General features: G+C 70.8%; 26 protein-coding genes. 14 read left to right on the top strand and 12 right to left on the bottom strand.

The window, feature by feature from the left end; translation table 11 throughout:
- Positions 1–92 precede the first annotated feature (92 nt).
- The gene (locus ABZU53_RS00240) at positions 93–968 is read right to left on the bottom strand and encodes a biotin--[acetyl-CoA-carboxylase] ligase (RefSeq protein WP_354854070.1); all 876 of its coding nucleotides are present in this window, start codon (positions 966–968) and stop codon (positions 93–95) included.
- A gap of 85 nt (positions 969–1053) precedes the next feature.
- On the opposite strand from ABZU53_RS00240, the gene ABZU53_RS00235 reads away from it, so the two are divergent.
- On the top strand, positions 1054–2637 hold the full coding sequence (locus ABZU53_RS00235) for an acyl-CoA carboxylase subunit beta (RefSeq protein ID WP_234589112.1): 1584 nt from the start codon (positions 1054–1056) through the stop codon (positions 2635–2637).
- A 100-nt stretch (positions 2638–2737) separates the two neighbouring features.
- Here ABZU53_RS00235 and ABZU53_RS00230 read toward each other — a convergent pair whose 3' ends face one another.
- The 4 genes from ABZU53_RS00230 to ABZU53_RS00215 all read right to left on the bottom strand — a co-directional run bounded on the left by ABZU53_RS00230 (position 2738) and on the right by ABZU53_RS00215 (position 5910).
- The gene (locus ABZU53_RS00230) at positions 2738–3604 is read right to left on the bottom strand and encodes a hypothetical protein (RefSeq protein ID WP_354854067.1); all 867 of its coding nucleotides are present in this window, start codon (positions 3602–3604) and stop codon (positions 2738–2740) included.
- A complete protein-coding gene (locus tag ABZU53_RS00225; RefSeq protein ID WP_266248870.1) occupies positions 3597–4097 on the bottom strand; it encodes a SigE family RNA polymerase sigma factor in 501 nt (166 codons plus the stop codon). The genes ABZU53_RS00230 and ABZU53_RS00225 overlap by 8 nt, the downstream gene beginning before the upstream one ends.
- 62 nt (positions 4098–4159) lie before the next feature.
- Positions 4160–5143: a 2-dehydropantoate 2-reductase N-terminal domain-containing protein gene (locus tag ABZU53_RS00220; RefSeq protein WP_355062922.1), complete on the bottom strand. Its 984-nt coding sequence runs from the start codon at positions 5141–5143 to the stop codon at positions 4160–4162.
- Between the two features lie 23 nt (positions 5144–5166).
- Positions 5167–5910 carry a M50 family metallopeptidase gene (locus tag ABZU53_RS00215; protein ID WP_354854061.1) on the bottom strand — a complete coding sequence of 248 codons (744 nt, stop codon included), beginning with the start codon at positions 5908–5910 and terminating at the stop codon, positions 5167–5169.
- A 101-nt stretch (positions 5911–6011) separates the two neighbouring features.
- On the opposite strand from ABZU53_RS00215, the gene ABZU53_RS00210 reads away from it, so the two are divergent.
- Together ABZU53_RS00210 and ABZU53_RS00205 are read left to right on the top strand one after the other, a co-directional pair.
- Positions 6012–6563: a Uma2 family endonuclease gene (locus ABZU53_RS00210; RefSeq protein ID WP_355062920.1), complete on the top strand. Its 552-nt coding sequence runs from the start codon at positions 6012–6014 to the stop codon at positions 6561–6563.
- A gap of 129 nt (positions 6564–6692) precedes the next feature.
- Entirely contained in the window at positions 6693–7445 is a 753-nt protein-coding gene (locus tag ABZU53_RS00205) for a GH25 family lysozyme (protein ID WP_355063211.1), read from the top strand.
- Between the two features lie 82 nt (positions 7446–7527).
- Here ABZU53_RS00205 and ABZU53_RS00200 read toward each other — a convergent pair whose 3' ends face one another.
- On the bottom strand, positions 7528–7761 hold the full coding sequence (locus ABZU53_RS00200; RefSeq protein ID WP_355062918.1) for a hypothetical protein: 234 nt from the start codon (positions 7759–7761) through the stop codon (positions 7528–7530).
- Positions 7762–7848: 87 nt separating this feature from the next.
- On the bottom strand, positions 7849–9834 hold the full coding sequence (locus ABZU53_RS00195) for a protein kinase (protein ID WP_355062917.1): 1986 nt from the start codon (positions 9832–9834) through the stop codon (positions 7849–7851).
- A 90-nt stretch (positions 9835–9924) separates the two neighbouring features.
- Between ABZU53_RS00195 and ABZU53_RS00190 the strand changes: the two genes are divergently transcribed.
- From ABZU53_RS00190 to ABZU53_RS00170, 5 genes are all read left to right on the top strand, one after another.
- Complete coding sequence (locus ABZU53_RS00190; protein WP_355062915.1) at positions 9925–10137, top strand: acyl-CoA carboxylase subunit epsilon; 213 nt, start codon at positions 9925–9927, stop codon at positions 10135–10137.
- Between the two features lie 89 nt (positions 10138–10226).
- Positions 10227–10685, top strand: coding sequence for a hypothetical protein (locus ABZU53_RS00185; protein ID WP_354854047.1), 459 nt, complete (start codon positions 10227–10229; stop codon positions 10683–10685).
- Positions 10686–12165: 1480 nt separating this feature from the next.
- Positions 12166–13230 (top strand): S8 family serine peptidase, encoded by a 1065-nt coding sequence (locus ABZU53_RS00180; RefSeq protein ID WP_355063209.1) that lies wholly within the window; start codon positions 12166–12168, stop codon positions 13228–13230.
- Positions 13231–13512: 282 nt separating this feature from the next.
- Positions 13513–14223 (top strand): Maf family protein, encoded by a 711-nt coding sequence (locus ABZU53_RS00175; protein ID WP_355062913.1) that lies wholly within the window; start codon positions 13513–13515, stop codon positions 14221–14223.
- Complete coding sequence (locus ABZU53_RS00170) at positions 14220–14873, top strand: O-methyltransferase (protein ID WP_355062911.1); 654 nt, start codon at positions 14220–14222, stop codon at positions 14871–14873. The genes ABZU53_RS00175 and ABZU53_RS00170 overlap by 4 nt, the downstream gene beginning before the upstream one ends.
- Positions 14874–15078: 205 nt before the next feature.
- Here ABZU53_RS00170 and ABZU53_RS00165 read toward each other — a convergent pair whose 3' ends face one another.
- From ABZU53_RS00165 to ABZU53_RS00155, 3 genes are all read right to left on the bottom strand, one after another.
- Positions 15079–15834, bottom strand: coding sequence for an ABC transporter permease (locus tag ABZU53_RS00165; RefSeq protein WP_354854032.1), 756 nt, complete (start codon positions 15832–15834; stop codon positions 15079–15081).
- 18 nt (positions 15835–15852) lie between these two features.
- Positions 15853–16812 (bottom strand): ATP-binding cassette domain-containing protein, encoded by a 960-nt coding sequence (locus ABZU53_RS00160; protein WP_355062909.1) that lies wholly within the window; start codon positions 16810–16812, stop codon positions 15853–15855.
- 121 nt (positions 16813–16933) lie between these two features.
- Positions 16934–17548 (bottom strand): PadR family transcriptional regulator, encoded by a 615-nt coding sequence (locus tag ABZU53_RS00155; protein ID WP_354854300.1) that lies wholly within the window; start codon positions 17546–17548, stop codon positions 16934–16936.
- A 138-nt stretch (positions 17549–17686) separates the two neighbouring features.
- Between ABZU53_RS00155 and ABZU53_RS00150 the strand changes: the two genes are divergently transcribed.
- Positions 17687–19438 carry a biotin carboxylase N-terminal domain-containing protein gene (locus tag ABZU53_RS00150; RefSeq protein WP_355062907.1) on the top strand — a complete coding sequence of 584 codons (1752 nt, stop codon included), beginning with the start codon at positions 17687–17689 and terminating at the stop codon, positions 19436–19438.
- Positions 19439–19502: 64 nt separating this feature from the next.
- Here the strand turns inward: ABZU53_RS00150 and ABZU53_RS00145 are convergent, their stop codons facing one another.
- On the bottom strand, positions 19503–20108 hold the full coding sequence (locus ABZU53_RS00145) for a dihydrofolate reductase family protein (RefSeq protein ID WP_354854023.1): 606 nt from the start codon (positions 20106–20108) through the stop codon (positions 19503–19505).
- Positions 20109–20200: 92 nt separating this feature from the next.
- On the opposite strand from ABZU53_RS00145, the gene ABZU53_RS00140 reads away from it, so the two are divergent.
- Together ABZU53_RS00140 and ABZU53_RS00135 are read left to right on the top strand one after the other, a co-directional pair.
- Entirely contained in the window at positions 20201–20692 is a 492-nt protein-coding gene (locus ABZU53_RS00140) for a helix-turn-helix domain-containing protein (protein WP_354854020.1), read from the top strand.
- A gap of 319 nt (positions 20693–21011) precedes the next feature.
- Positions 21012–22451, top strand: a complete 1440-nt coding sequence (locus ABZU53_RS00135) for a GuaB1 family IMP dehydrogenase-related protein (RefSeq protein WP_354854018.1) — start codon at positions 21012–21014, stop codon at positions 22449–22451.
- 158 nt (positions 22452–22609) lie between these two features.
- Here ABZU53_RS00135 and ABZU53_RS00130 read toward each other — a convergent pair whose 3' ends face one another.
- Positions 22610–23161 (bottom strand): TetR/AcrR family transcriptional regulator, encoded by a 552-nt coding sequence (locus tag ABZU53_RS00130; RefSeq protein WP_354854016.1) that lies wholly within the window; start codon positions 23159–23161, stop codon positions 22610–22612.
- An 83-nt stretch (positions 23162–23244) separates the two neighbouring features.
- Here ABZU53_RS00130 and ABZU53_RS00125 point away from each other — a divergent pair, with 83 nt between their 5' ends.
- Genes ABZU53_RS00125 through ABZU53_RS00115 form a run of 3 tightly spaced genes read left to right on the top strand, consistent with a single transcriptional unit; the run spans position 23245 to position 25922 of the window.
- Positions 23245–23691 (top strand): DoxX family membrane protein, encoded by a 447-nt coding sequence (locus tag ABZU53_RS00125; protein WP_355062905.1) that lies wholly within the window; start codon positions 23245–23247, stop codon positions 23689–23691.
- Positions 23692–23715: 24 nt separating this feature from the next.
- Positions 23716–24195 carry a MarR family transcriptional regulator gene (locus ABZU53_RS00120; protein ID WP_355062903.1) on the top strand — a complete coding sequence of 160 codons (480 nt, stop codon included), beginning with the start codon at positions 23716–23718 and terminating at the stop codon, positions 24193–24195.
- A complete protein-coding gene (locus tag ABZU53_RS00115; protein ID WP_355062901.1) occupies positions 24189–25922 on the top strand; it encodes an ABC transporter ATP-binding protein in 1734 nt (577 codons plus the stop codon). The genes ABZU53_RS00120 and ABZU53_RS00115 overlap by 7 nt, the downstream gene beginning before the upstream one ends.
- Positions 25923–26017 lie beyond the last annotated feature (95 nt).

The following is a 26017-nucleotide window of genomic DNA, read 5'->3' as shown; positions in this document are numbered from 1 at the left end:
GATCTTGCACTTTCGGTCGCCGTCACGCGGCCTGAGACCGTCACGCCACGACAGAGACCGCACGATCGCGGGGGCGGAGGGCGCGGGGCGGGTTAGCGCAGGTGGAGCACGTCTCCTGCGGCGACGACGCGGGTTCCGGTGGGGGTGGTGAGCTGGAGCTGGCCGTCGTTGTCCACACCGGTGGCGGTGCCGGTCAGGTCGTCGCCGCCGGGAAGCAGGACGCGTACCTCGCGGCCGATCGTCGCGCAGGCCGCCAGGTAGGCGTCGCGCAGGCCGCTGGCCACGGCGTCCCCACCGGCGGCACGCCAGCGGTCGTACCAGTCGGCCAGTGCCCGCAGCAGAGCCCGCAGCAGCGGATCCCGGTCGGTGGCCGCCGCACCGGCCAGTTGCAGCGAGGTGGCCGGCAGCCCGGTCGGGTTCACCGGCAACTCGTCGGCGCGCAGGGTCACGTTGAGGCCGACGCCGAGGACGATGGCCGGCGGTTGGGCCGAGGAGCGCCCCGGCACCGCCTCGGCCAGCACGCCGGCGCACTTGGCGTCGCCGATGAGCAGGTCGTTGGGCCACTTGAGGGCGGCCTCCAACTCGGCCAACCGGGCCACCGCCTCGACCAGCGCGACGCCGGCGAGCAGCGGAAGCCACCCGTACCCGGTGGACGGCACCGCGGCCCAGCCGCGGTCCGGCACGGCCTCGCCGGGCCGCAGCAGCACGCTGGTGGCGATTCCGGCGCGCGGCGGTGACTGCCAGACCCGGCCGCGCCGGCCGCGCCCGGCGGTCTGCCGCTCCGCGACCACCACCAGGCCCTCCGGCTCGCCCGCCGCGGCGGCCTCGGCCACGTCCGCGTTGGTGGAGCCGGTCTCGGCGTACAGCTCCAGGCGGGCCCACGGCCCGTTCGGCGCGACCAGCGCGCGCCGCAGCCGGGCCGCCGACAGCGGCGGTCGGTCCAGATCGGTGTACGGGGAGCCCGGCATCCCGTCAGCCTACGGCGGTGGCCACGGGAGGTATTGAGGCGTACTGCACAGCAGCACCGACCTGAACCATCGTTATATTCCCTGGGTGACTACCGAGACCGGGACCAACATCCACAGCACCGCGGGCAAGCTGGCGGACCTGGAGCGCCGGGTCGACGAGGCGGTGCACGCCGGGTCGGCGCGTGCGGTCGAGAAGCAGCACGCCCGGGGCAAGAAGACCGCCCGCGAGCGGATCGAGATGCTGCTCGACGAGGGCTCCTTCGTCGAGCTGGACGAACTGGCCCGGCACCGGTCCACGGCCTTCGGGCTGGAGCGCAACCGCCCGTACGGCGATGGCGTGGTGACCGGCTACGGCACGGTGGACGGCCGGCAGGTGTGCGTCTTCGCCCAGGACTTCACGGTCTTCGGCGGCTCCCTCGGCGAGGTCTTCGGCGAGAAGATCGTCAAGGTGATGGACCTCGCCATGAAGATCGGCTGCCCGGTCGTCGGCATCAACGACTCCGGCGGCGCCCGCATCCAGGAGGGCGTGGTGTCGCTCGGCCTGTACGGGGAGATCTTCTTCCGCAACGTCCGCGCGTCCGGGGTCATCCCGCAGATCTCGCTGGTGATGGGGCCCTGCGCCGGCGGTGCGGTCTACTCCCCGGCCGTCACCGACTTCACCGTGATGGTCGACCAGACCTCGCACATGTTCATCACCGGCCCCGACGTGATCAAGACGGTGACCGGCGAGGACGTCGGCATGGAGGAGCTGGGCGGAGCCCGCACGCACAACACCCGCAGCGGCAACGCGCACTACCTCGCCACCGACGAGGACGACGCGGTCGACTACGTCAAGGCCCTGCTGTCGTACCTGCCGTCGAACAACCTCGACGAGCCGGTCGTCTTCGAGGCCCCCGCCGACCTGACGATCACCGACGAGGACCGCGAGCTGGACACGCTCGTCCCGGACTCGGCGAACCAGCCGTACGACATCCACACCGTCATCGAGCACGTCCTGGACGACGGGGAGTTCCTGGAGGTCCAGCCGCTCTACGCGCAGAACATCGTGGTCGGCTACGGGCGGGTGGAGGGACGCCCGGTCGGGGTGGTGGCCAACCAGCCCATGCACTTCGCCGGCACCCTGGACATCGCCGCCAGCGAGAAGGCCGCCCGGTTCGTGCGCACCTGCGACGCGTTCAACATCCCGGTGCTGACCTTCGTGGACGTTCCCGGCTTCCTGCCCGGCACCGGCCAGGAGTGGGACGGCATCATCCGCCGGGGCGCCAAGCTCATCTACGCGTACGCCGAGGCGACCGTCCCGAAGGTCACCGTGATCACCCGCAAGGCGTACGGCGGGGCGTACGACGTAATGGGTTCCAAGCACCTCGGCGCGGACCTGAACTTCGCCTGGCCGACCGCGCAGATCGCCGTGATGGGCGCGCAGGGCGCGGTCAACATCCTCTACCGCTCGGAGCTGGCTGGCGCCGAGGACCCGGCGGCGGTCCGGGCCGAGAAGATCGCCGAGTACGAGGACACCCTGGCCAACCCGTACGTGGCCGCCGAGCGCGGGTACGTCGACTCGGTGATCCCGCCGCACGAGACGCGCACCCAGATCGTCCGGGCGCTACGGGTCCTGCGCACGAAGCGCGAGACCCTGCCGCCGAAGAAGCACGGCAACATCCCGCTCTGAGGCGCGACGCCCTGCTCGCTTGGTCCGCGCAACTTCGGGGAAAGTGCCTCCCGGCCCCGGGAGGCAGCGACATCCCTGATGTTGTGCGGGTCAAGAAGGGTCAGCAGGCCGGGTTCGCGGCGGCACACATTCGCCGGGCGGCCGTGCGGCCCAGCGCCTCAAGATCCGCGTCGCGTAGGCCCAGGTCCGGATTGGGCTCCAGTACCGTGATCAGGTCGCCTACCCGGACCACGACGGTCATCCCGAACGGCCTGGAGCGCTGCAGCGTCCTTCCGGAGGCCGGGCCACGGGGAGCGAACGGCACGTGGCGCACCAGAATCGACTCGTCACCTGCGAAGTTGCTCGCCGCCGTCTCCCAGGCGTGCTTGCTCTCGTTCGGCGTCGTCTCGCCCGCCACCACGATGGACTCGGCGAGATGCCACTCGGGGCAGGCGTCGAGCAGCGCCCTCAGATGAGTGAAGACTCGCGCGCCCACCAGCGGATCGAGGCGGTAGACGTCTTGGCTGAGTTCGACCCGCACCGGCGCGGCGCCGTCCTTCGTCGGCGACAACAGGGTCTGCGACCGCGAGTAACGGGAGTACGCGGGAACCCCAGGCACGCCCCGGTCGTCGCCGCACCTCTGCAGCGTCGGGTCCAACCGGACGGCCTCACCGAGGCCGGCTTCGCCGAGCTGCACGGCGCTCTTCACCGGCACCTCGGTGACAGTCAGCAGGGAGTCAAGTGGGATCTCCGCCCGGGCGGGGCTCTGCGTCGCCGCAGGCAAGGCAGCAGTCGGCGGAGCCGACGTGCGTTCCGTCATGGCGTACGCCGGGCCGGTCACCGCCGCGAGCACCGCGACCGCCGCCAACGCGACAGTGCGACGCCTACGCCTGCGGGCGGTCGCCCGGATCTCCTCGGGCTCCGGCCACCTGACGTCACGTAGGTCCCGGTGGACCCGTTCGACGAATGCCAGGTCGTCGTCACGCATCGGTTGCCTCCTCCAGATCAGAGACGGCGAGCAGACCGGCGAGCGCGGTACGCCCCCGGGAGAGTCGGGCCTTGACCGTGCCCACCGGGGCGGCGGTCTCCCGCGCCACCTCGGCGACCGGCATGCCCATCAGGTAGTACAGGGCGATGGCGGTGCGCTGCTCCTCGGGCAGTCGACGCAGCGCGGCGACCACCTCGACCGTGTCGGTGCCCGGCCCGGGCACGGTCTCGGTCGCCCCGTGGCGCAGGTACGCGCGGGCGCGACTGCGCAGGCTGCGCCAGCGGCTGACCGCGATACGGCTGGCCACCACCCGCACCCACGCCTCCGGGTCGTCGTACCCGCTGATCGTCGACCAGCGCTGCCACGCCCGGATGTACGCCTCCTGCACCGCGTCCTGGGCCTCGACCCGGTCGCCGGTGAGGGCGTAGACGAAACCGAGCAGCCGTTGTCGACTCCCCCGGTAGAACTCGTCGAACCCGTCGACGTCCGGCACCCGCTACCTCCCCGTGTCGGTCGCAGGGAACACGCGCCGGGCACGGCCGTCGGTTGCCCGGGTCAGGCGATCATCTTCTCCAGCTCGGCGAGCGGGAACGCGCCGGCCGCGATCCGCTCCCGGGCGGCACGCCGTACCGCCCGCTGCACGGCCACGTTGGCCGGCGTCGGTACGCCGTGCAGCCGGCCGAGCAGCGCGATCTCTCCGTTGAGGTGGTCGACCTCGGTCGAGCCGGCGCCCCGGGCGAGGCTCTGCCAGGTGGATCCACCGGAGCGGCCCGCGCCGTCGACCGGGCGCTGCTGGACCAGGTCGCCGCGTTCGGCCTTCTCCTCGTCCGGGGAGGTGTGCGGGATGCGCGCGGCGGCGAGCGCGGCGACGCCCTCGGCGCGTACCCGCTCGGCCAACGCGTCCGGGATGTCCTGCCCGAGCAACGCCTGGAGGCCGTTGCCGAGGTTGCTGAGCAGCTTGCCGTACTTCCAGCGCAGCACGTCCTCGCGCACCGGCGCGACGAAGCCGGCGGCGGTCAGGTCGGCGGCGATCGCCCGGTCGGCGTCGTCGGCGCCGCCCGGGTACCGGCCGATGTGGAGCATCCCGGGGTGCGGGTGCCCGTTGGCCACCACCACGCCCGGGTCGAGGTGGGTGGCCGGCAGCCAGACGCAGATCGGGTGCACGTCGGCGAAGAGCCGCAGGGCGGCCCGCTCGTTCGCCACCCCGTTCTGCGCGGTGACCAGTGGCAGCCGCTCGCCGGCCGTGCCGCCACCGGCGACCGGCGCGTCCACCCACGTCGCCAGCGCGGCCTCGGTGTCCTGCGACTTGACGGTGAGCACCAGCACCGTGTCGGCCGGCAACGGTCGGTCGCCCGGGCCGTCGACGGCAGCCAGCCGGGCGGTCACGTCGCCGTCGGGCTGCCGCAGCGTCAGACCGCGCTCCCGGATCGCGTCCAGGTGCGCGCCGCGCGCCACCACTGTCACGTCCCGGTCGGCCTGTGCCAGCCGTACGCCGATGGTCCCGCCGACCGCGCCCGCCCCGATGATCACGTATCGCATGGCCTCATTCTGCCCCGGCAGGGTCAGAGCGTCAGGCCGGCGTCGGTGAGGATGGAGCCGGTGAGCAGAAGCGCGCCGGCGACCAGGGCGGCCAGGTTGACCAGGGCGAAGAGGACCACCCAGAAGAACGCCGGGAACGGGGTCAGCCCGGCGAGCTGGTCGGCGTCGGAGGCGGGCATCCGGCCGCGGGAGCGCAGCCGTTGCAGCTCCACCACCGGCCGCACCCCGCCCAGCAGCAGGAACCACACCCCGGTGTACGCGAACGCGGCCTGCACCTGCGGCGTGGCGTACCACGAGACGGCGAGCACCAGCGCCCCGGTGACCAGCAGCGACACCACGCCGAAGGCGTTGCGGATCATGACCAGCATGGCGAGCAGCAGCGCCACCGCCACCCAGAGCAGCAGCGTGATCCGGTTGCCGCCGAGCAGCCAGGCGCCAGCCAACCCGACCAGCGGCGGGGCGACATAGCCGGCGAGCAGCGTGAGGATCATGCCCGGCCCGGTGGGCCGACCGGCGGAGAGCGTCAGGCCGGAGGTGTCCGAGTGCAGCCGGATGCCGCGCAGCTTGCGGCCGGTGAGCAGGGCGACCAGCGCGTGCCCGCCCTCGTGCGCGATGGTGATGGCGTTGCGGGCGATCCGCCAGGGCAGCCGGGTGGACACCACCACCAGCGCGACTGCGGCGGTTATCAGCACCAGCAGCGGGGGCGGGTCCGGCTGAGCGCCGAACAGCGTGTCCCACTTCTCGCCCAGCCCGTCGATCGACATCATGGGGCGCGAGCCTACCGGCGGCGTTCCGTGTCGTTCCCGAGGCACCGGCCCGTATCCTGGGAGACTGATCGGGTGGCGAGTCGAGCGGGAGGTGAAAGCGGGTGAGCGCAGCGCCCCTGGAGCCGCACATCGGCCTGTGGACCGAGGCCGACTACTTCGCCTTGGGCGAGACGCCTGACCGCATCGAGCTGCTCGACGGGAGCCTGATCGTGAGCCCTGCCCCGAGCAAGCGGCATCAGTTGGTGTCGTGGGAACTCGTCTACAGCCTGCGCCGAGCGGTGCGGGCACAGGACCTCCTCGTCTTCGAGGCGGTCAACGTGCGGCTCGGGGTCGATCGGATCGCCATACCGGACGCCATCGTCGCCAATACCGACGACGAGGGCACGGTGGTGGAGGCGGCCGAGGTGGTGCTGGTCTGCGAGATCGTCTCGCCCGGCAACGCCGCCGCCGACCGGCTGGTCAAGATGCAGCTCTACGCCATCGCGCGAATCCCCTGGTATCTGCTGGTCGAGCAGGACGGCGACGGTCACTCGCTTCGGCTCTACCGGCTGGACGGCGAGCACTACGTCGAGGACCAGGTGGCCAAGGCCGGCGAGACCTTGAGCGTCGTCGAGCCGTTCCGCTGGCAGCTCGACCCGGCCACCCTGCGCTGAGCGTCTCCGCACCGCAATCCTCGGGAGCCACCGACAGCCGTCGATGAAAGTTTTCTCGACAACTCTTGTGATCTAGGGCAGTAAGCTCCAAAGATGGTCGTCAATAGACCGGCGTTCCTGGAGGCACTCATGGCCCGTACCCGATCATCGCTGCGCCGCGCGCTCGCGGCCGGCCTCACCGTCCTCGCCGCCGCGGCGGCGACCCTGGTCGCGACCTCCGGCCCGGCGGCGGCAGCCACCACCGCCGGCGTCGACGTGTCCAACTACCAGGGCAGCATCAACTGGACCAGCGTCCGCAACGCGGGCATCGAGTTCGCCTTCATCAAAGCAACCGAGGGCACCAGCTACAAGGACCCGAGCTTCAACGCGAACTACGTCAACGCGTACAACGCCGGCGTGATCCGCGGGGCGTACCACTTCGCCCGGCCCAACATCTCCGCCGGCTCGACCCAGGCCAACTACCTGGCGTCCAACGGGGGCGCCTGGTCGGCCGACAGCCGCACCCTCCCGGCCGCGCTCGACATCGAGGCCAACCCGTACAGCGGGGGCTACTGCTACGGGTTGAGCACCACCGGGATGCGCAACTGGGTGCAGGACTTCCTGAACACCTACCGGTCCCGCACCGGCCGGTACGCGGTCATCTACACCACCACCAGCTGGTGGAACCAGTGCACGGGCAGCTGGACCGGCCCGTGGGCCAACCACCCGCTCTGGCTGGCCCGCTGGTCGAGCACGCCGGGCGCCCTGCCGGCCGGTGCGCCGGTGTGGAGCTTCTGGCAGTACACCAGCAGCGGCGCCGTCTCCGGGATCAGCGGCAACGTGGACCGCAACTACTGGAACGGTGACCGGAGCCGACTGATCGCGCTGGCCAACAACACCTGATCGGGCGGTTGGCGGCAGCGGGATCGACGGTCACCTCACGGTCGACAATCGGTCCGGCTGCCGCCACGCCACCGCGTACGGGTCAGGCCCGCCGACGGCTCATCGCCGGCACCATCACCGGAGCGTCCTCGCGGACGACCGCGTCCCGCCGGCTGAGCCGCCGGACGCCCACCGCACCAACGGCGATGGCGACGACGCCGAACAGCGCGACGAGTACCGGAAGCCCAACGCTGATCAGCAGCAGTGCCACATCGCCGAGTGCGACGAGCATCCACAGTGCCAGCCGGGGCTGGGCGTTCCTGTATCGGTAACCCATGTCGCACCTCCCTCCGTCGTTGGAGATCAGATACCCCGAACGACGCAAGAACATGCGAGAGAGGTTCGTGCAGGTGCGGAACGCGGGTCAGTTGACCCGGTCGGGCTTGAAGCCCTTGACGATCTGGTCGAAGTTGGCGAGGTTGGCCTGCCAGTCCTTTTCCGCGATCTCCCACCGGATGGCGTAGCCCCGGTTGCTGGCGGTCACGAAGCCCCGGTTGCGCACGTGGATGCGGGTGTTGTTCCGGGTCTCCAACCACTCCCAGTCGGCGCAGGTCCGATACCAGTCGCAGGCCTTGATGCTGCCCACCAACTGGTAGTTGCTGACCAGACCCCGACGGTACGGTTCCTGGCCCTTCCAGTCGACGACCGCGTCCTTCTTCGGGCTGGGGGTCCACTGGACCAGCATCTTGCCAGGCCCGCCGGACTGGTTGAAAACGACCGTATCCGAGTTGGTCTGACGGCCGCTCCAGCCGGGTGGAAGCGGGATGGACAAGGTCGGCCCCTTGTACAGCTTCCAGCCGGCCGGCAGCGCGTTCGGGTCGGCCGACGGCGTGGCCGAGGGCGTCGCACTCGGTGCGCCCGGGGTGGGTGGAGGCGCTGCCGGAGCGGAGGATTGCGCCGGGGCCGACGACGCGGCCGCCCCGGTCGTCGCGTCGGCCTGCGGGCTCTCGGTGTCGTCGCCCTTGGTCAGCATCGGCACGATCACCACGAGGCCGACCAGCAGCAGGGCCACCAGCGCACCGATCAGGACGTTCCGGCGGGTGTTGTTCGGCTTCGTACCGTCGAACACCGGCACCGCCGCGCGCCCGGCCGGACTCACCGGCGGCATGACCGACGTCGGGGCCGACGGTTTGCGCTGCTCCGGCGCCACCGGCGGCCCGTCGACGGCCGTCGGCTCGTCGTCGGCGTCCGCCGTACCGTCGTCGGGATTGTCGTCGGCGGCCGCCACCGTCGCGGTCGGGTCGGCGGCCGGCGTGGCCGGGCGGTCGATCGTCGCGGTCGGCTCGGCCGGCACCGCCGCCGTCGGGTCGGCGTCGGCCGGTACGACCTCCGTCGGCGAGGCGTCGACCGCTGCTGGCCCGGCCGCGGCCGCGGCGACCGGCGGCGGGGTACGCGGCGCAGGCGGCGACACCGGGCGGGCGGCGCTCTCCTCGGCGGGGCGCGGCGCCGGCACGAGCGGCGGGCGCGGCTCGCGTGGACCGTTCGGCCCCGGCCGGCGTACGCCATCGAGCAGTGAGATCCCCCGCGCCCGCTTGCCTCCGGCGCGGCGCAGCAGCCGCTCGGCCACCTCGGCGGTGATCCGCTCGTTCGGGTCCTTCTGGAGCAGCCCGTTGAGCACCGCCTTGAGCGGCCCGGCGTTCTTCGGCGGCGGCATCGGCTCGGTGGCCAGCGCGGCAAGCGTGGCGATCGCGGACGGCCGCGCGTACGGCGACTTGCCCTCGACCGCCGCGTAGAGCGTCGCGCCCAACGACCACAGGTCGGCCTCCGGCCCCGCGGTGCCCTCCCGGGCCCGCTCCGGCGAGATGTACGCGGGCGAACCGAGCACCATGCCGGTGCGGGTGACGTTCGGGTCGCCGGGGATCGTGGCGAGACCGAAATCGGTCAACACGACCCGGCCGTCGTCGCCCAGCAGCACGTTGCCCGGCTTGACGTCGCGGTGCATGACGCCCGCCTTGTGGGCCGCGTTGAGGGCACCCAGCACGCCGAGACCGATCTCGATGGTCCGGGCCACCGACACCGGCCCGTCCTCGGCGAGGGTGTCCTGCAGAGACCTCGACGCCACGTACTCCATGACGATCCACGGGTCGCCATCGGTGCGCAGGACGTCGAAGATGCGTACCACGTTGACGTTGTTGAGCCGGGCGATGGCCCGCGCCTCGCGCAGCGAACGCTCCCGCATCTCGCGGCGTTCTTCGTCGGTGAGGCCGGGGGGCGGCACCAACTCCTTGATGGCGACGTCGCGGTGCAACACCTCGTCGCGCGCCTTCCACACCCGACCCATGCCGCCCTGGCCGAGCGGCGACAGAAGCCGGTATCGGTCAGCGACGAGTTGGGGGAGCGCGTTCGACATCGCTGAGACGGTACCCGGACCCGCCGACGCTCACACCGCCGGCACGCCACTGTTCGCTTCGGATGACTTCGGGCCGCGTACCCTGGCGGCATGTCTGCCGAAGAGCCGCTGTTCCGGGTCGTTCGCGGCGTGCCCACCGCCGAGGAGTTGGCCGCTCTGGTCGGTGCGGTCATCGTGCGGTCCCGCCCGGCCGCCGCCCCCGCGCCACAGACCGCGTCCGCGTGGGCCCGCAGCGGCCGGCCGGCCCGCCCCGACACCTGGCGTGCCTCCGGCCTTCCCCGCCTTCCCCGCCTTCCTCGCTGACCCGGGCCGTCCCGATGGGGGCTGCCAGGATGGCGTCCAGCCGTTAATCTCACTCAGGGAAACGGTGCCGTGACGGATAGGGAGGATCGATGATCCCCGAAGAGGACCAGCCGGCGCCCTGGCTGCACAGCTACGGCGGCATCGAGGCCGACATCCGCCAGCTCCGCGAGTTCGCCGACCGGCTCGCCGCCGAGGTCGAACGCAACTACGCGCCCCACCTGTCGTACATCGCCGACGACATGTCCGCGAAGGTGCCCAACCCCTGCGACGCGTTCATCGAGCTGGTCACCTTCCTGCACGCCCACCACGAGACGCAGCAGGCCACCGCCGACATGGTGTACGCCGTTCGGGGCGCAACCGGCCACCTCGCCGCCGTCGCCGACCGGGTCGCCACCCAGTACGCCGACAGCGACGCCTTCTCCGCCGCCCGCGCCGTGGACGTTCAGCGGGCCCTCGCCGACCCCGGCACCGTCCTGCCCGGCGGCCGGACGCCGACGCTGACCGACCCCACCGGTCCCGAGAGCCAGAGGCCGGTGGTCCTGCCATGATCGAACGAGGTGGCGGCCGCACCTCCGGCCAGACCGACTGGCACCTGATGGACGTCAACAGCATGTGGGCGTGCCTCCAGGACCACGACACCACCAACCACTGGAAACAGGTCGCTGGGTGGCGCAAGGTCTGCGACCTGGCCCAGATCCACCTCGGCCGGCTCCAGGAGTACCGGCGCGGGCTCGCCGAAGCGTGGCCCCCGGAAACCAGCGCCGCCTCCGGCACGTACCTCGCCCAACTCGACGACCTGATCGCCAAGGTGCGGCACACACACGACGCGGCCGCCGCGAACTACACCGCGCTGTCCGCCGCCACCCAGGCCATCGGCACCACCCGCGCCGAGCTTCGCAAAATCCACGAGGAGTACGCGACCAAGCTCCAGCAGAAGCAGGCGTACGACGCCACAGCCGCCGACCCCAAAGCGATCATGGGTAGTCGGGTTGTCGAGTCACCGGTGACGGACAGCGACTTGGAACGGCTGAACGTGCAGGCGCGGGCCATGATGTTCAACCTCAGCGGCGAACTCCAACAAGCCCAAGCCACCCTCCAAAAACCCCCGCCGCCGCCTCGCCGAGCAGGCCACCAGCCAAACGACGCAGATGCTTACGGCACCAGCACCCAAGGCCCGGCCATCCCTCCCATCGTCGCCGTACCGATGACGCCAACGAACCCTCCGAGGTTGCAGGTGGGGAACGGGCCTTCCTCCGGGCATACGCCTGTTCAGACTCCGTCAGGAGTGGGGCCGGTACTAGGTGGAACGAGTTCGGCTCTGACCCCGGCCACAGCGAGCCCGAACTCGCCCGTAGCCGGCACTCCTCCATTAGCGCCACCCGCAACGTCTCCGGGCCTGGCATCCGGCTTCCCAGTCGGGCCTGTCAGTGACCCGACGTCACGTCGCTTTGGAGCCACGAAACCGCAGATCGGAACTGGGAACCTTCCGAAGGGCCCGACACCACCGACTGCCAGCCGACCCATGTCACCGGGCCTCATTGGGGGCATGTCAGGGATGGGCGTCAACCAGCCTGGCCCCACCCAAAATTCGCCTCGCCGAGTAAACCCAATCGGCGGTGTCATCGGTGGCGGAGGAGCGGGCACAGCGCCGAGCGGGGGTGCGGGTTCTCGACCTGGAGCCGGGCGCGGGCCGTCGGCAACGCTGGGCATTTCCCCGGTGGGCGGCGCGCCTGGACTGACAACTCCCCCGGGCATTCAGTCGACCGCTCTTCGGCCGAATTCTCGAAGGGGGGCAGACAACGACAATGCGCCTCCTTGGGATCCCGATCATCCATGGGAGACCGATAAGGGCGTAGCGCCGGTGGTCCGTCCACCGAGCGATGAAGGACCTATTGACCCAGGGCCAGCAATCGGCTTTAGTCGATAATGTCAAGTTTTGCCAAGTCCATGGCAGCCGCGTTGATCCTGCAACTGTCACTCGCGGGATTCACCCTAGCGTTATCTCCACGTTCCACGCACGCCGACCCGATGCCCGCTGACGTCGAACGAATCCGGAACGATCAATGGCATCTCGCATTCTTAAAGGTCACCGAAGCGCAGTTAATTAGCAAGGGCGAAGGGGTCGTTGTCGCCGTGCCCGACACCGGCGTCGACCCCCATCCCGACCTCAGCGGAAACTTGCTGACGGGAGCCGACATTGTCGCTGGCGGCTCAGGAGATGGTCACAAAGATTCGAACAGCCACGGCACGAGCATGGCAGGACTGATCGCAGCGCATGGCAGGACTGCAGGAAAAGGCGCCCTGGGCATTGCCCCCCGATCTAAAATCCTCCCTATCATGGCCTCCGCGTCGGACAATTTCGGAGAAGCCGATGACCTTGCTGCGGCTATCGAATTTGCGACATCCAAGAGAGCTCAAGTCATCAATATATCCAGCGGAGGGGCATCAACGCCGCGACTCATCAGGGCAGTAGAAGCCGCCCTCGCCGCGAACATAATTGTGGTGGCAGCAGTGGGAAATACGCCTTACCAGCCTGGTTCATACCCAGCGACCGAAGAAGGCGTAATTGCTGTTGGTGGCGTGGACCGCGACGGACAGCATGCTGCCGTTTCGGTGACCGGCCCAGAGATCGACGTGGTCGCACCCGCGGTCGATATCTACAGCACCAGCTACGGCGGAAAGTACTCGAAGGGCACGGGTACTTCGAGCGCGACGGCGATTGTGGCTGGGGCGGCGGCGTTGATCAGGTCGAAGTATCCCTACCTGCCGGCCCAGGAGGTAGCCCATCGGCTTACGGCCACGGCCATCGACAAGGGTCCGCCAGGCCGGGACGACGAGTACGGGTACGGCGTGATCGATCTTGTGGCAGCGCTGACGGCAGACGTACCCCCGTTGGGGTTTGAGTCGGTGAGCGCTCCGGCCGCGACTGGCTCGACCGCGGCGGCCGGCGATCGGCCTGGTGAGGGCGGTGATGGCGCGACAGCTCGCGGCCTGGCCACTCTCGCCGTGATCGTGGCCGTCGGGGTCGGATGGGCGCTGGTGGCGCGGCGTCGGCGGCGCGGTGATGATCCGCCGCCCAGAATCAGTCGCTGATCGAGCCGGGGCGCGTTGATCGACTCGGGATCCTTGATATCGGGGTGTCCGGGCGAGCGGGATACCCCGATATCCATGAAGTCGAGTCGATCACGGTGGTGCCGACAGGCTGATCGACTTCATATCGGCGATGTGGGGCTTTTGTTGCTGGTTGATAGGCCGATATCGGTGATGTGGAGTGGATCAAGAGCGCGGGCCGTGTGGGCATGAAGAGCACGGCGTCGAGCGCGGCGCGGCCGGGTGGACCGGTGTGGTGGGTGGTGAGCCGGTAACGTCGGGCTGGTGTCTGATTCTCTGCCACTCCGCCTCGTGCTCGCCTCGGCCAGCCCTGCCCGTCGTAAGTCTCTCCAGGCCGCCGGCATTGAGCCGGACGTGCTGGTCAGCGGGGTGGACGAATCCCTGGTGGTGACCGATCGGGCCGAGGACCTGTGTCTGGAGTTGGCTCGGCTCAAGGCAGAGGCAGTGCTGAGCCGGCTGAGTCCGGCCGCCACGGCAACCGCGCCAGCCGGCACCAGCACGGAAGCAGGCACCAGTCAGCGGACCCTGATCATCGGCTGTGACTCGGTGCTCGCGTTCGACGGGGAGATCCTCGGCAAGCCGGCGGATCCGGCGGACGCCACCGCGCGTTGGCTGCGGATGCGGGGGCGCAGCGGTGTCCTGCACAGCGGGCACTGTCTGATCGACGGTGTCAGCGGGCGGCGCGCGGAGGCGGTTGCCTCGACGACCGTCCATTTTGCGGACATCAGCGACGACGAGATCGCCGCCTACGTCGCCACCGGTGAGCCGCTGGCGGTGGCCGGCGCGTTCACGATCGACGGGTTGGGCGGGCCATTCGTGGAACGGATCGAGGGCGACCCGGGGACCGTGGTCGGATTGTCGATGCCGCTGCTGCGTCGGCTCCTCGCCGAACTGGGGCTGCAGATCACGGACCTGTGGACAAAGGTCGCGCCGGGCGGCCAATCGGTCGAGCCGCTGGGTAACGTCCGCTCATGACCACGAAGTCGATCCCGCTCACCGACGAGTTGCACGCCTACCTGGTCGCGCACGGCGCCCCACCGGACGAGATCATCCAGGATCTGGCCGAGGAGACCCGGTCGGTGCTGCCCGAGCACGCCTCCATGCAGGTGGCGCCGGAGCAGGCCGCGTTCCTGACGTTCCTGACCCGGCTGCTGGACGTACGGCAGGCCGTCGAGGTTGGCACGTTCACCGGCCTGTCGGCGCTGGCCATCGCCCGGGGGTTGCCCGAGGGCGGGAGGCTGACCTGCTTCGACATCTCCGAGGAGTTCACCGGCATCGCCCGGCGTTACTGGGCCCGCGCCGGCGTGCAGGACCGCATCGACCTGCGGATCGGCCCGGCCGGCGAGACGCTGCGGGAGTTGCCGCACGAGCGTCACCTGGACTTCGCGTTCATCGACGCGGACAAGACCGGGTACCCGGTCTACTGGGCCGAGCTGGTGCCCCGGATGCGGCCGGGCGGGGTGATCGCCGTCGACAACGTGCTGCGCGGCGGGCGGGTGATCGCCCCACGGGACGCCAACGACCGGGCGATCGCCGCCTTCAACGACGAGGTGCTCGCCGACGTACGGGTCGACCCGGTGATGCTGCCGATCGCGGATGGCCTCACCCTCGCCCGGGTGCGCTGACCGCCCCCACCGCTGACCGCCGCCACCGCTCAGCGCCGCCACCGCAGAACGCCCCCACCGCTCAGCGCCGCCACCGCAGAACGCCGCCACCGCTGAACGCCGCCACTGCTGAACGCCGACGAAACGCCGGCAGCCCACCGAACGCGCAGCGCCGACAGCACGAATTCGGGGTGCCCCCTCAGGAGGGGGCACCCCGAAGCCAGCGTCAGCGGACGCTGCGGGCGAACTGGCGGGCGGCCCAGAAGACCCCCAGCGCGGCGAGGACCGCCGTGATGGTGAGGCCCTGCCAGACCTTGTCGCTGGCCAGGTCGCCGGCGAACAGCGCGCGCGTGCCGTCGACCGCCCAGGAGAACGGGTTCCAGTCGGCGATGCCCTGCAACCAGCCCGGTGCGAAGGTCAGCGGCAGCAGGATGCCGGAGAGCAGCAGCACCGGCTGCGCCACGGTGTTCATCAGTGGGGCCAGCGCGTCCTCGCTCTTGACCTTGAGTGCGACGCCGTACGAGACGGCCGAGGTCATGAGCGCGATGAGGGCGAGCATGAGGTACGCCAGCAGCAGGTCACCGATGAACACCCGCAGGTCGAACAGGAGCGCCAGCAGGGTGATGATGACCGCCTGCACGATGAGCGAGACCACGTCGCGCAGCGAGCGGCCGAGCAGCAGGGCGAGCCGGCTGATCGGGGTGACCCGGGACCGTTCGATGACGCCGGCGCGCAGCTCGGCGATCAGGCCGAAGCCCTGGAACAGGCCGCCGAAGATGGCCAGCAGCACCAGCAGACCCGGCACGAAGATCTTGTAGGCGGCGGCCTGGGTGGGCGCGTTCAGGGCCGGCTTGAGCAGCGGGGCGAAGAGCAGCAGGTACATCACCGGCTGGAACACGCCGACGAAGACCCAGACCGGGTTGCGCAGCAGGAGCTGGATCTGCCGTTGGAAGATCAGCCACGTGTCGCGGGCGAATTTCATCGGTCGTCTCTCCGGTGGTCAGGACTCGCGCAGCGAGCGGCCGGTCTTGGTCAGGAAGACGTCGTCCAGGCTGGGCCGGTGCAGCTCGATCGAGCGCAGTTCCAGCCCGGCGTGGTCGAGTCGGCGCAGCACCTGGGGAATGGCGGTGGCGCCCTCGTCGACGTAGAGCCGCAGGCCGCCCTCGTCGGCGGTCTCCAGCTTGTTGACGTACGGCTCGCCGTCGAGCGCCTGGGCGGCCTGCGGGGTGGCGGCCAGGTCGAGACCGACGAGCACGACGTCGCCGGAGATCTCCCGCTTGAGTTCGGCCGGGGTGCCCTCGGCGACGACTTCGCCGTTGTCCATGATCGCGATGCGGTCGCAGAGCGCGTCGGCCTCGTCCAGGTAGTGCGTGGTGATGAAGACCGTCATTCCGTCGCTGCGCAGTCGCCGGATCTCGTCCCACATGTGGGCGCGGCTCTGCGGGTCGAGGCCGGTGGTCGGCTCGTCCAGGAAGACGATCTTCGGCTCGTGGATGATGCCGAGCGCGATCTCGACCCGCCGGCGCTGGCCGCCGGAGTAGGTCTTGCACTTGCGGTCGGCGTACTCGGTGAGCTGGAAGGCGTCCAGCGCGCGGGCGGCGCGCTGCTGCGCGTCGGCCTTGCCGATGCCGTACATCCGGGCGTGCAGGACCAGTTCCTCACGGGCGGTGGACTCGTCCCACGTGCTGCCGCCCTGCGGGACGTACCCGATCCGGCGGCGGACCTCGGCCGGATCCTTGCGCAGGTCGGCCCCGGCGATGGTGGCCTCGCCGCCGTCGGGCTCGATCAGCGTGGCGAGCATCCGCAGCGTGGTGGTCTTGCCGGCGCCGTTGGGGCCGAGGAAGCCGAAGATCTCGCCCTCGGCGACCTGGAGGTTGACGCCCCGCACGGCGTCCACCGTCTTCGTCTCTCGACCCGCGCGGGAGCGGAACGACTTCCGCAGCCCCCTGGTCTCGATCATTTCTGCTCCTGGTCGGTCGGGCCGGCCGTGCCGGCCGTCGAGTGGGACGACGCCGGACGGCGCACTCCCCCGCTGTGCCGCCAGCAGGCTAACGCGATATAACTCTTTTAGTCAACGTTGATTATTCCGCCTCGGTCGGCGGCCTCGACTCCTGGCGCTCTTTCCACCCCGACCAGCCCTCGACGTTCTCCAGCTCAGCAGGCAGGTACGACACTCCAGAGTCGATCCGCTCCGCGATCCGGTCGCACCACCCCATCTCCGCCTCCGCCCGCACCGCCCACAGCTCGAACATCCACCCCACGTGCACCGGCTTGCGGTTTCGCACCCAGTCCGACTCCAGGGAGGCACGCATCGACTCGACACCGGCGCGCAGCAGATTGGCCCGGTTGCGCAGGGCCGCGGCGGCCTCCGCGCGCGGCATGGCGGGCAGGAAGGAGAAGGCCACCGCGAAGGGGTCGGACGGCTCGCTGAGGTTCCACCAGAAGTTGCGCAGCAGCGTCTCGAACTCGTCCTCGCCCTTGGGGGTCACCTCGTAGGTGGTCCGGGCCGGACGGGCGCCGACCTGCTCGGTGGCGACGGCACGGAGCAGCCCTTCCTCGGTGAGCTTGCGCAGCGCGTGGTAGATCGAGCCGGGCTGCACGTTCGCCCACTTGTCGGCGCTCCAGCTCAGCAGCTCGCGGCGCACGTCGTAGCCGTGCACGGGCTGCATCCACCGCACCAGGCCGAGAATCATCATCCGAGTCGCAGACACCACACAAGCGTAATAGCCAAGTTTGACTAAGGTCAGTGCCACATCCCACACTGAGCGATCGTTAGGGCCATCACGGGTGGCCGATACACTCCCGGTCAGTAACTTCCCGGGAGGAGCCACGAGGTGCGCAAGGTACTCATCGCCAACCGCGGCGAGATCGCCGTCCGGGTCATCCGCGCCTGCCGCGACGCCGGCCTCGGCAGCGTCGCCGTGTACGCGGACTCCGACCGGGACGCCCTGCACGCCACGCTCGCGGACGAGGCGTACGCGCTCGGCGGGGACAGCGCGACCGACACGTACCTGCGCATCGACAAGCTGCTCGACGTCGCCGCCCGGGCCGGCGCCGACGCCGTACACCCGGGTTACGGCTTCCTCAGTGAGAACGCCGACTTCGCCCAGGCGGTCATCGACGCGGGGTTGACCTGGATCGGCCCCACCCCGCAGGCGATTCGCGACCTGGGCGACAAGGTGACCGCCCGGCACATCGCCCAGCGCGCCGGCGCTCCGCTGGTCCCCGGCACGCCGGACCCGGTGGGCAGCCCGGACGAGGTGATGGCGTTCGCCGTCGACCACGGGCTGCCGGTCGCCATCAAGGCCGCGTTCGGCGGTGGTGGACGCGGCCTCAAGGTCGCCCGGACCATGGAGGAGATCCCCCAGCTCTTCGAGTCGGCCACCCGCGAGGCGGTCGCGGCGTTCGGCCGGGGCGAGTGCTTCGTCGAGCGCTACCTGGACCAGCCCCGGCACGTCGAGGCGCAGGTCCTCGCCGACCAGCACGGCAACGTGATCGTGGTGGGCACCCGGGACTGCTCGTTGCAGCGGCGGCACCAGAAGCTCGTGGAGGAGGCCCCCGCGCCGTTCCTCACCGACGCCCAGCGTGCCCAGATCCACGACAGCGCCAAGGCGATCTGCCGGGAGGCCGGCTACCACGGCGCCGGCACTGTGGAGTACCTGGTCGGCAAGGACGGCACGATCTCCTTCCTGGAGGTCAACACCCGACTTCAGGTCGAGCACCCGGTCACCGAGGAGACCGCCGGCATCGACCTGGTCCGGGAGCAGTTCCGGATCGCCGACGGCGAGAAGCTGCGGATCACCGAGGACCCGACGCCGCGCGGGCACGCCATCGAGTTCCGGATCAACGGCGAGGACCCGGGCCGCAACTTCCTGCCCGCGCCGGGCACCGTCACCACGCTGCGCCTGCCCAGCGGCCCGGGCGTCCGGGTGGACGCCGGCATCTCAGCCGGCGACGTGATCGGCGGCAACTTCGACTCGCTGCTCGCCAAGGTCATCATCGTCGGTGAGACGCGGACCGAAGCGTTGGAACGCGCCCGCCGCGCGCTGGACGAGATGGTCCTCGACGGGATGGCCACCGCGCTGCCGTTCCACCGCCTGGTCGTGCGGGACGAGGCGTTCACCGCCGAACCGTTCACCGTGCACACCCGGTGGATCGAGACCGAGTTCCACAACACCGTGCCGCCGTTCGCCGCCGCCGCCAGCGCCGCCGAGGCGCCGGCCGAACGCGACACCGTCGTGGTCGAGGTCGGCGGCAAGCGCCTCGAGGTCAGCCTCCCCGCCGGCTTCGGCGGGAGTACGACCACCGCGGCACCCGCCTCCCGTAAGCCGACCCGGCGCGGAGGCGGGGCCAAGGCGGGCGCCCCGGTCGGTGGCGACGCGCTCACCTCTCCCATGCAGGGCACCATCGTCAAGATCGCGGTCGCCGAGGGCGACACGGTGGCCGAAGGCGACCTGGTGGTGGTGCTCGAGGCGATGAAGATGGAGCAGCCGTTGCACGCCCACAAGGCGGGTACGGTCAGCGGGCTCACCGCCGAGGTCGGTGCCGTGATCACCGCCGGCGCCGCCATCTGCACCATCGCCTGAGGGGCGAGCGCGAGACCCCTGTTGCTGGCGAGGCAGCCGCGGGGCTGGCTCGGCGCGGAGTCGGTTACGCGGTCTGCGGCAGCGGCGTGCGCACGTTCCGGACGGCGTATCGATGGAGAGTGACGCCCTCGTCGAAGCGCGCCTGCTCCAGCAGGTCCAGCTCCAGCGGCTCGTCGTGGCTGTCGAACAGTGGGCGGCCGGTACCGAGGATGACGGGGTGCGTGAAGAGCAGCAGCTCGTCGAGCAGCCCTGCCCGGAGCAGCGCCGTAGCCAGTGTGGCGCCACCGACGCCGATGTCACCGTCGGTGCGCCGCCGTAGCTCCGCGAGCTCGCCGACGGCATCGTCGCCGCCGATGATCTCGGTGTTGTGCTCGGCGCTGGTACGCGTGCGGGAGACCAGCACCTTGGGCTTCGAGGTCCAGATCTCGCCGTACTCGCGCAGGTAGCCGGGCGACGAGTCGTCGTCGCGCGCTGCCGGCCAGAATCCCTCCATCGTCTCGTAGATCGTGCGCCCCTGGACCATGAGCGACAGCGCCCGCGCCCGCGCGTTGAACTCGTGGTGCAGTGACTCCCCGATGCGCATCCAGGTGCCGCCGCCCTGCTCGCCATGAGCACGCTCGATCAACAGATCGGCGGACACGTTCATCCAGTACACGAATCGCCCCGACATGGACCCTCCCTCAGTGATAGCGATATGCAACTGCTTCGACCTACCCTAGGATGAGGTGATAGCAAGATGCAATCACTTGCGAGGAGGGCTTGATGGATTCGGCGCCACGCTCGGGTTGCCCGATCAATCAGGCGGTCGAGGTCCTGGGCGATCCGTGGGTGATGCTCGTTCTTCGGGACATCATGTTCGGCAATCGGCGGCACTTCCGCGAGCTGCTCGCTGGCAGTGAGGAGGGCATCGCGCCGAACATTCTCAGCAGCCGCCTGCGGCGCCTCACCGCCGCGGGCCTGCTCACCCGTGAGGACGCCCGACGGGGGCAGCGGGCCGCCTACTCACTCACCGAGGCGGGCATTCAGACAGTGCCGATCATGGCAGCGCTCGGCTCGTGGGGGCTGGCCCATCGCGGTGGCGACCGTCGCCTGCGGGTGCGCGCCGAACTGCTCCGCGACGGCGGCCCGGAACTGCTCACCCGCTTCATGGACGACCTACGCGAGGTGCACCTCGGCGTCCCCCGGCCCGACCCGCACGCCCGACGAGCGGTCGACGAGCTTCGCTCGGCCTACGAGGCAGCCACCCGCGACTGACCCGATCCGCCGGGACCGCCCGCTTCGCGACGGACCGGCCCACGACGGACCGGCCCACGACGGACCGGCCCACGACGGTGCCGGGCCCACGGCGGTGCCGGCGTAAGCGGCGGGCCGGGCCCACGACGGCGCCGGCGTACCCGACGGACCGCAGCCCACGGCGGCGCGGGCGCGCGCGACGGACCGCAGCCCACGGCGGTGCCGGCGCGCGCGACGGCCGACACCGTCGGCTGGTGACCCGCCGCACAGGACCGGGCGGTGGGGGTGGTTTGGGCCACCAGCGGCGGCGGGAGTGGGCGCGAGCAGGAATGATGTTCGGGTGCGCTTCCTTCACGGCGCGGTTCCCGCGCACGACCTGACCTATACCGACGTCTTCATGGCGCCGGCCCGCTCCGACCTCGGCTCCCGGCTGGACGTCGACCTGTCCACCGGTGACGGCACCGGCACCACCATCCCGCTGGTGGTGTCGAACATGACGGCGGTCGCCGGGCGGCGGATGGCCGAGACGGTGGCCCGGCGGGGCGCGATCGCCGTGATCCCGCAGGACATCCCGATCGAGGTCGTCGCGAACGTCGTCGCCTGGGTCAAGCAGCGGCACCTGGTCTACGACACACCCATCACCCTGGGCCCCACCGAGACCGTCGGGGACGCCATCCACCTCCTGCCGAAGCGGTCGCACGGCGCGGTGATCGTGGTCGACGAGGCCGGTCGGCCGATGGGCGTGGTCACCGAGGCGGACACCACGGGCGTGGACCGGTTCGCCCAGCTGCGGCACGTGATGTCCACCGAGCTGCACACCGTCCCGGCGGACGCGGACCCGCGTACCGGCTTCGATCTGCTCTCCGCCGGCCGGCGCCGGCTCGCCCCGGTGGTGGACGCCGACGGTCGGCTGGTCGGCGTGCTGACCCGGCAGGGCGCGCTGCGGGCCACCCTCTACACACCGGCGGTGGACGACCGGGGGCGACTGCGTATCGCCGCGGCGGTCGGGATCAACGGTGACGTGACCGGCAAGGCCGCCGCGCTGCTGGAGGCAGGTGTGGACACACTGGTCGTGGACACCGCGCACGGCCACCAGGAGCGGATGATCTCGGCGTTGCGGGCGGTGCGCAAGCTGGACCCGGGCGTTCCGGTGGCGGCCGGCAACGTGGTCACCGCCGAGGGGGTACGCGACCTGGTCGAGGCCGGCGCGGACATCATCAAGGTGGGTGTCGGGCCGGGCGCGATGTGCACCACCCGGATGATGACCGGCGTGGGCCGGCCGCAGTTCTCCGCCGTGCTGGACTGCTCGACGGCGGCCCGTCAGCTGGGCCGGCACGTCTGGGCCGACGGCGGGGTGCGACACCCTCGCGACGTGGCGCTCGCGCTCGCCGCCGGCGCGTCGAACGTGATGATCGGCTCCTGGTTCGCCGGCACCTACGAGTCCCCGGGTGACCTCTACACCGAACCGGACGGTCGGCGGTACAAGGAGAGCTTCGGGATGGCCTCGGCGCGGGCGGTAAGCGCCCGTACCGCCGACGACAGCCCGTACGACCGGGCCCGCAAGGCGGTGTTCGAGGAGGGCATCTCCTCGGCGCGGATGTATCTGGACCCGACCCGGCCCGGCGTCGAGGATCTGATCGACGAGATCATCGCCGGGGTACGCAGCGCCTTCACCTACGCCGGAGCGCGGGACCTGACGCAGTTCCACGAACGAGCGATCGTCGGCGTGCAGAGCGCCGCCGGCTTCACCGAAGGAATGCCCCTCCCCACAAGCTGGTAACCCCACACCCCACACCCCCACCCCACCCACGCCCCACCCCGTTGATCATGAAGTTATTGCCTCCCGCATCGGCGTGTCGGGGCAATAACTTCATGATCAACCGAGGGGGGCGGGGGCGGGGGCGGAGAGGCCGGCGGGGGCGGCGGCGGGGGCTGGGGTTAGGGGGTTAGGCGGCTCAGGACCTGGCGGGCCGCCTCGCTCGGGTTGTCGCCTACCCGGTCGGGGAGGGCGTTGGCCAGCCAGAGGGTTGCGAAGCCGTGGGCGATCGACCAGGCGGCGAGGGCGTCCCGGTCGGCGTCGCCTCCGGTTGGCAGTGCGGCGACTCCGGAACGCAGGGCGGCGCCGGCGCGCTCCCGGGCGGCGATCAGCTCCGCGTCGTCGGCCCGGTACAGCTCGGGCCGGAACATCACCTCGAAGTGCGCGCGGTGCCCGACGGCGAAGTCGACGTACGCGACTCCGGCGGCCAACAGGTCGTCTCCCGCCACGCTCAACGTCTGGGCCAGCAGGTCGAAGCCCTGAGCGGCGAGGGCGGTGAGCAGGCCGGCCTTGTCGCCGAAGTGGTGGGCGGGCGCGGCGTGCGAGACACCGGCCCGACGCGCGAGGTCGCGCAGGCTCAACGCGGCTGGCCCGACCTCCTCGATCGCGTCGAGCGCCGCCGCGAGCAGGGTGCGACGGAGGTCGCCGTGGTGGTAGCCGCGCGTCTCGGTCATGCCCGGATCCTATCTTGCCATTGACAAGATGCCACTCCGTCGCGCAATCTTGTCATCGACAAGATTGCGCCGAGGAGGATTCGATGGCACCCCTGATCGCGCTCGTGGTCGGCACCGCCCTGGCCCGACTGGCCGGCCTGGCCGGCGTCGCCGTACTCGACGGCTGGCATCCCGCGCTACGGGTCGGGCTGGCACTGCTGTTCCTGGTGACCGGCCTCGCGCACTTCGTCGGCCAGCGCCGGGCCGGCCTGATCGCGATGGTCCCGCCCGGCCTTCCCCGGCCGGATCTGCTGGTCACCGTCACCGGCGCACTGGAGCTGGTCGGCGCCGTCGGGCTGCTGATCCCGGCGACCGCCCGGCTGGCCGCGGCCGGGCTCGGCCTGCTCATGCTCGCGATGTTCCCGGCCAACGTCTCGGCCGCGCGCAGGAGGCTGACCCTCGCCGGACGCCCGGTCACCCCGCTCGGGCAGCGGACCGTCCTGCAACTCGTGTTCGTCGCCACGGCTGCGGCTATTTCGTTTGGCCCCTGACTATCAGGTGGCTAATCTACTCCCGTGGAACTCGTCACCCTTCAAGATGTGCCGCTCGGTCGGCTGCTGGTGGTGGCCGGGCACCTCGTCGGGCAACGGTGGAACCGCTACCTCGCCGAGGAGCACGGCCTCACCCAGGCCGGCATGATCACCCTGATGACGCTCGCCCGCCACGGCGAGCTGCCCCACCGCCAGGTGGCCGAGAAGGGATTCGTCCGCCCGGCCACCCTGACCGGCATCGTCGACACCCTCGAACGCGACGGCCTGGTCGAGCGGCAGCGCGACGACAGCGACCGGCGCAGCATCCGACTCGCCCTCACCCCCGCCGGCCGGGAGCGGGTCGCGGCCCTCGGCGCTCTCATGCACTCCGGACGCCCGCTCACCTCGGTCGACGCCGATCCGGCGAAGGCCCAGGTGATCCGGGAGTTCCTACTCGAAGTCATCGGCGGCGGCCACGACCCGCGGACCGGACGACCCACCGACGTGGAGGAACCGTCATGCTGATCCGACTGCTGCGCGGTCAACTGCGCCCGTACCAGAGACCGCTGCTGGCGGTGGTGCTGCTCCAGTTCGTGGGCACCATGGCCTCGCTCTACCTGCCCAGCCTCAACGCCGACATCATCGACAAGGGCGTGGCCCGGGGCGACACCGCCTACATCGTGCACACCGGCGGCTGGATGCTGCTGGTCAGCCTGGTCCAGATCGTCTGCTCGATCGCCGCCGTCTACCTCGGCGCCCGGACCGCGATGGGCTTCGGCCGGGACGTCCGCGCCCGGCTGTTCGCGCACGTCAACCTCTTCTCCGCCCGTGAGGTGGCCCGGTTCGGCGCACCGTCGCTGATCACCCGCAACACCAACGACGTGCAACAGGTGCAGATGCTCGTGCTGATGAGCTGCACCATGCTGGTCGCCGCGCCGATCATGAGCGTCGGCGGCGTCTTCATGGCGCTGCGTGAGGACATCGGGCTCTCCTGGCTGATGCTGGTCAGCGTGCCGGTGCTGGCCGTCGCGCTGAGCGCGATCATTCGGCGGATGGTGCCGGGCTTCCGGCTGATGCAGACCCGGATCGACACGGTCAACCGGGTGCTACGTGAGCAGATCACCGGCATCCGGGTGGTCCGCGCCTTCGTCCGCGAGCCGTACGAGACGGACCGCTTCGGTGTCGCCAACGCCGACCTGACCGCCACCGCCCTGCGCACCGGACGGCTGATGGCGTTGATCTTCCCGGTGGTCATGCTGGTGCTGAACGTGTCCAGCGTGGCGGTGCTCTGGTTCGGCGCGCAGCGGGTCGACTCGGGCGCGATCGAGATCGGCGCGCTCACCGCGTTCCTGCAGTACCTGATGCAGATCCTGATGGCCGTGATGATGGCCACGTTCATGCTGATGATGGTGCCCCGGGCCGCGGTCTGCGCCGAGCGGATCGTGGAGGTGCTGGACACCGACTCCTCGGTGGTCCCCGCCGCCGCGCCGGTCACCGAGCTGCCCACCCGGGCCGAGCTGGAGCTGCGCGGGGTGCGCTTCCAGTACCCGGGCGCGGTCGAGCCGGTGCTGCGCGACATCTCCTTCACGGCCACCGCGGGCACCACCACCGCGATCATCGGCAGCACCGGCGCGGGCAAGACGACACTGCTGTCGCTCGTACCCCGCCTGGTCGACGTCACCGGCGGCGCGGTGCTGGTCGACGGGGTGGACGTCCGCGAATTGGAACCGGACGAGCTGTGGCGACGCATCGGCCTGGTGCCGCAGCGGCCGTACCTGTTCACCGGCACGGTCGCCAGCAACCTGCGCTACGGCAACCCGGACGCCACCGACGAGGAACTGTGGGCGGCGCTGGAGATCGCGCAGGCCCGCGACTTCGTGGCCCAGATGCCCGGCGGCCTGGACGCGCCGATCGCCCAGGGCGGCAGCACCGTCTCCGGTGGACAGCGGCAACGCCTGGCCATCGCCCGGGCCCTGGTCCGGCAGCCGGAGATCTACCTCTTCGACGACTCGTTCTCGGCGCTCGACCTCGGCACCGACGCGCGGCTGCGGGCGGCACTGCGCCCGGTCACCGCGCAGTCGGCAGTGGTGATCGTGGCCCAGCGGGTGTCCACGATCGTCGACGCCGACCAGATCATCGTGCTCGAGAACGGAGGGGTCGTCGGAGTGGGACGACATGCGGAGTTGGTGCAGACCTGCCCGACGTACGCCGAGATCGTGGCTTCCCAGCAGACGGCGGAGGTGGCGGCATGAGCGAGCCCGACGAGTCGCGGACCGCGACCGTACCCAGTCAGAAGCCGGGCGGTGACACGCAGCAACCCGGCGGCGGCGCGGCGACGCCGAAGCGG

This window comes from Micromonospora sp. NPDC005194, assembly GCF_040608335.1.
In the GTDB taxonomy this organism is placed as follows: domain Bacteria; phylum Actinomycetota; class Actinomycetes; order Mycobacteriales; family Micromonosporaceae; genus Micromonospora.
This window is presented reverse-complemented; position numbering and strand designations above follow the sequence as displayed.

Coding starts and splice junctions, on each gene's coding strand:
- ABZU53_RS00240 (WP_354854070.1), bottom strand. CDS start 968: ATGCCGGGCTCCCCGTACACCGATCTGGACCGACCGCCGCTGTCGGCG.
- ABZU53_RS00230 (WP_354854067.1), bottom strand. CDS start 3,604: ATGCGTGACGACGACCTGGCATTCGTCGAACGGGTCCACCGGGACCTA.
- ABZU53_RS00220 (WP_355062922.1), bottom strand. CDS start 5,143: ATGCGATACGTGATCATCGGGGCGGGCGCGGTCGGCGGGACCATCGGC.
- ABZU53_RS00215 (WP_354854061.1), bottom strand. CDS start 5,910: ATGATGTCGATCGACGGGCTGGGCGAGAAGTGGGACACGCTGTTCGGC.
- ABZU53_RS00205 (WP_355063211.1), top strand. CDS start 6,693: ATGGCCCGTACCCGATCATCGCTGCGCCGCGCGCTCGCGGCCGGCCTC.
- ABZU53_RS00200 (WP_355062918.1), bottom strand. CDS start 7,761: ATGGGTTACCGATACAGGAACGCCCAGCCCCGGCTGGCACTGTGGATG.
- ABZU53_RS00195 (WP_355062917.1), bottom strand. CDS start 9,834: ATGTCGAACGCGCTCCCCCAACTCGTCGCTGACCGATACCGGCTTCTG.
- ABZU53_RS00190 (WP_355062915.1), top strand. CDS start 9,925: ATGTCTGCCGAAGAGCCGCTGTTCCGGGTCGTTCGCGGCGTGCCCACC.
- ABZU53_RS00185 (WP_354854047.1), top strand. CDS start 10,227: ATGATCCCCGAAGAGGACCAGCCGGCGCCCTGGCTGCACAGCTACGGC.
- ABZU53_RS00180 (WP_355063209.1), top strand. CDS start 12,166: ATGCCCGCTGACGTCGAACGAATCCGGAACGATCAATGGCATCTCGCA.
- ABZU53_RS00170 (WP_355062911.1), top strand. CDS start 14,220: ATGACCACGAAGTCGATCCCGCTCACCGACGAGTTGCACGCCTACCTG.
- ABZU53_RS00165 (WP_354854032.1), bottom strand. CDS start 15,834: ATGAAATTCGCCCGCGACACGTGGCTGATCTTCCAACGGCAGATCCAG.
- ABZU53_RS00160 (WP_355062909.1), bottom strand. CDS start 16,812: ATGATCGAGACCAGGGGGCTGCGGAAGTCGTTCCGCTCCCGCGCGGGT.
- ABZU53_RS00155 (WP_354854300.1), bottom strand. CDS start 17,548: ATGATGATTCTCGGCCTGGTGCGGTGGATGCAGCCCGTGCACGGCTAC.
- ABZU53_RS00145 (WP_354854023.1), bottom strand. CDS start 20,108: ATGTCGGGGCGATTCGTGTACTGGATGAACGTGTCCGCCGATCTGTTG.
- ABZU53_RS00140 (WP_354854020.1), top strand. CDS start 20,201: ATGGATTCGGCGCCACGCTCGGGTTGCCCGATCAATCAGGCGGTCGAG.
- ABZU53_RS00130 (WP_354854016.1), bottom strand. CDS start 23,161: ATGACCGAGACGCGCGGCTACCACCACGGCGACCTCCGTCGCACCCTG.
- ABZU53_RS00125 (WP_355062905.1), top strand. CDS start 23,245: ATGGCACCCCTGATCGCGCTCGTGGTCGGCACCGCCCTGGCCCGACTG.
- ABZU53_RS00115 (WP_355062901.1), top strand. CDS start 24,189: ATGCTGATCCGACTGCTGCGCGGTCAACTGCGCCCGTACCAGAGACCG.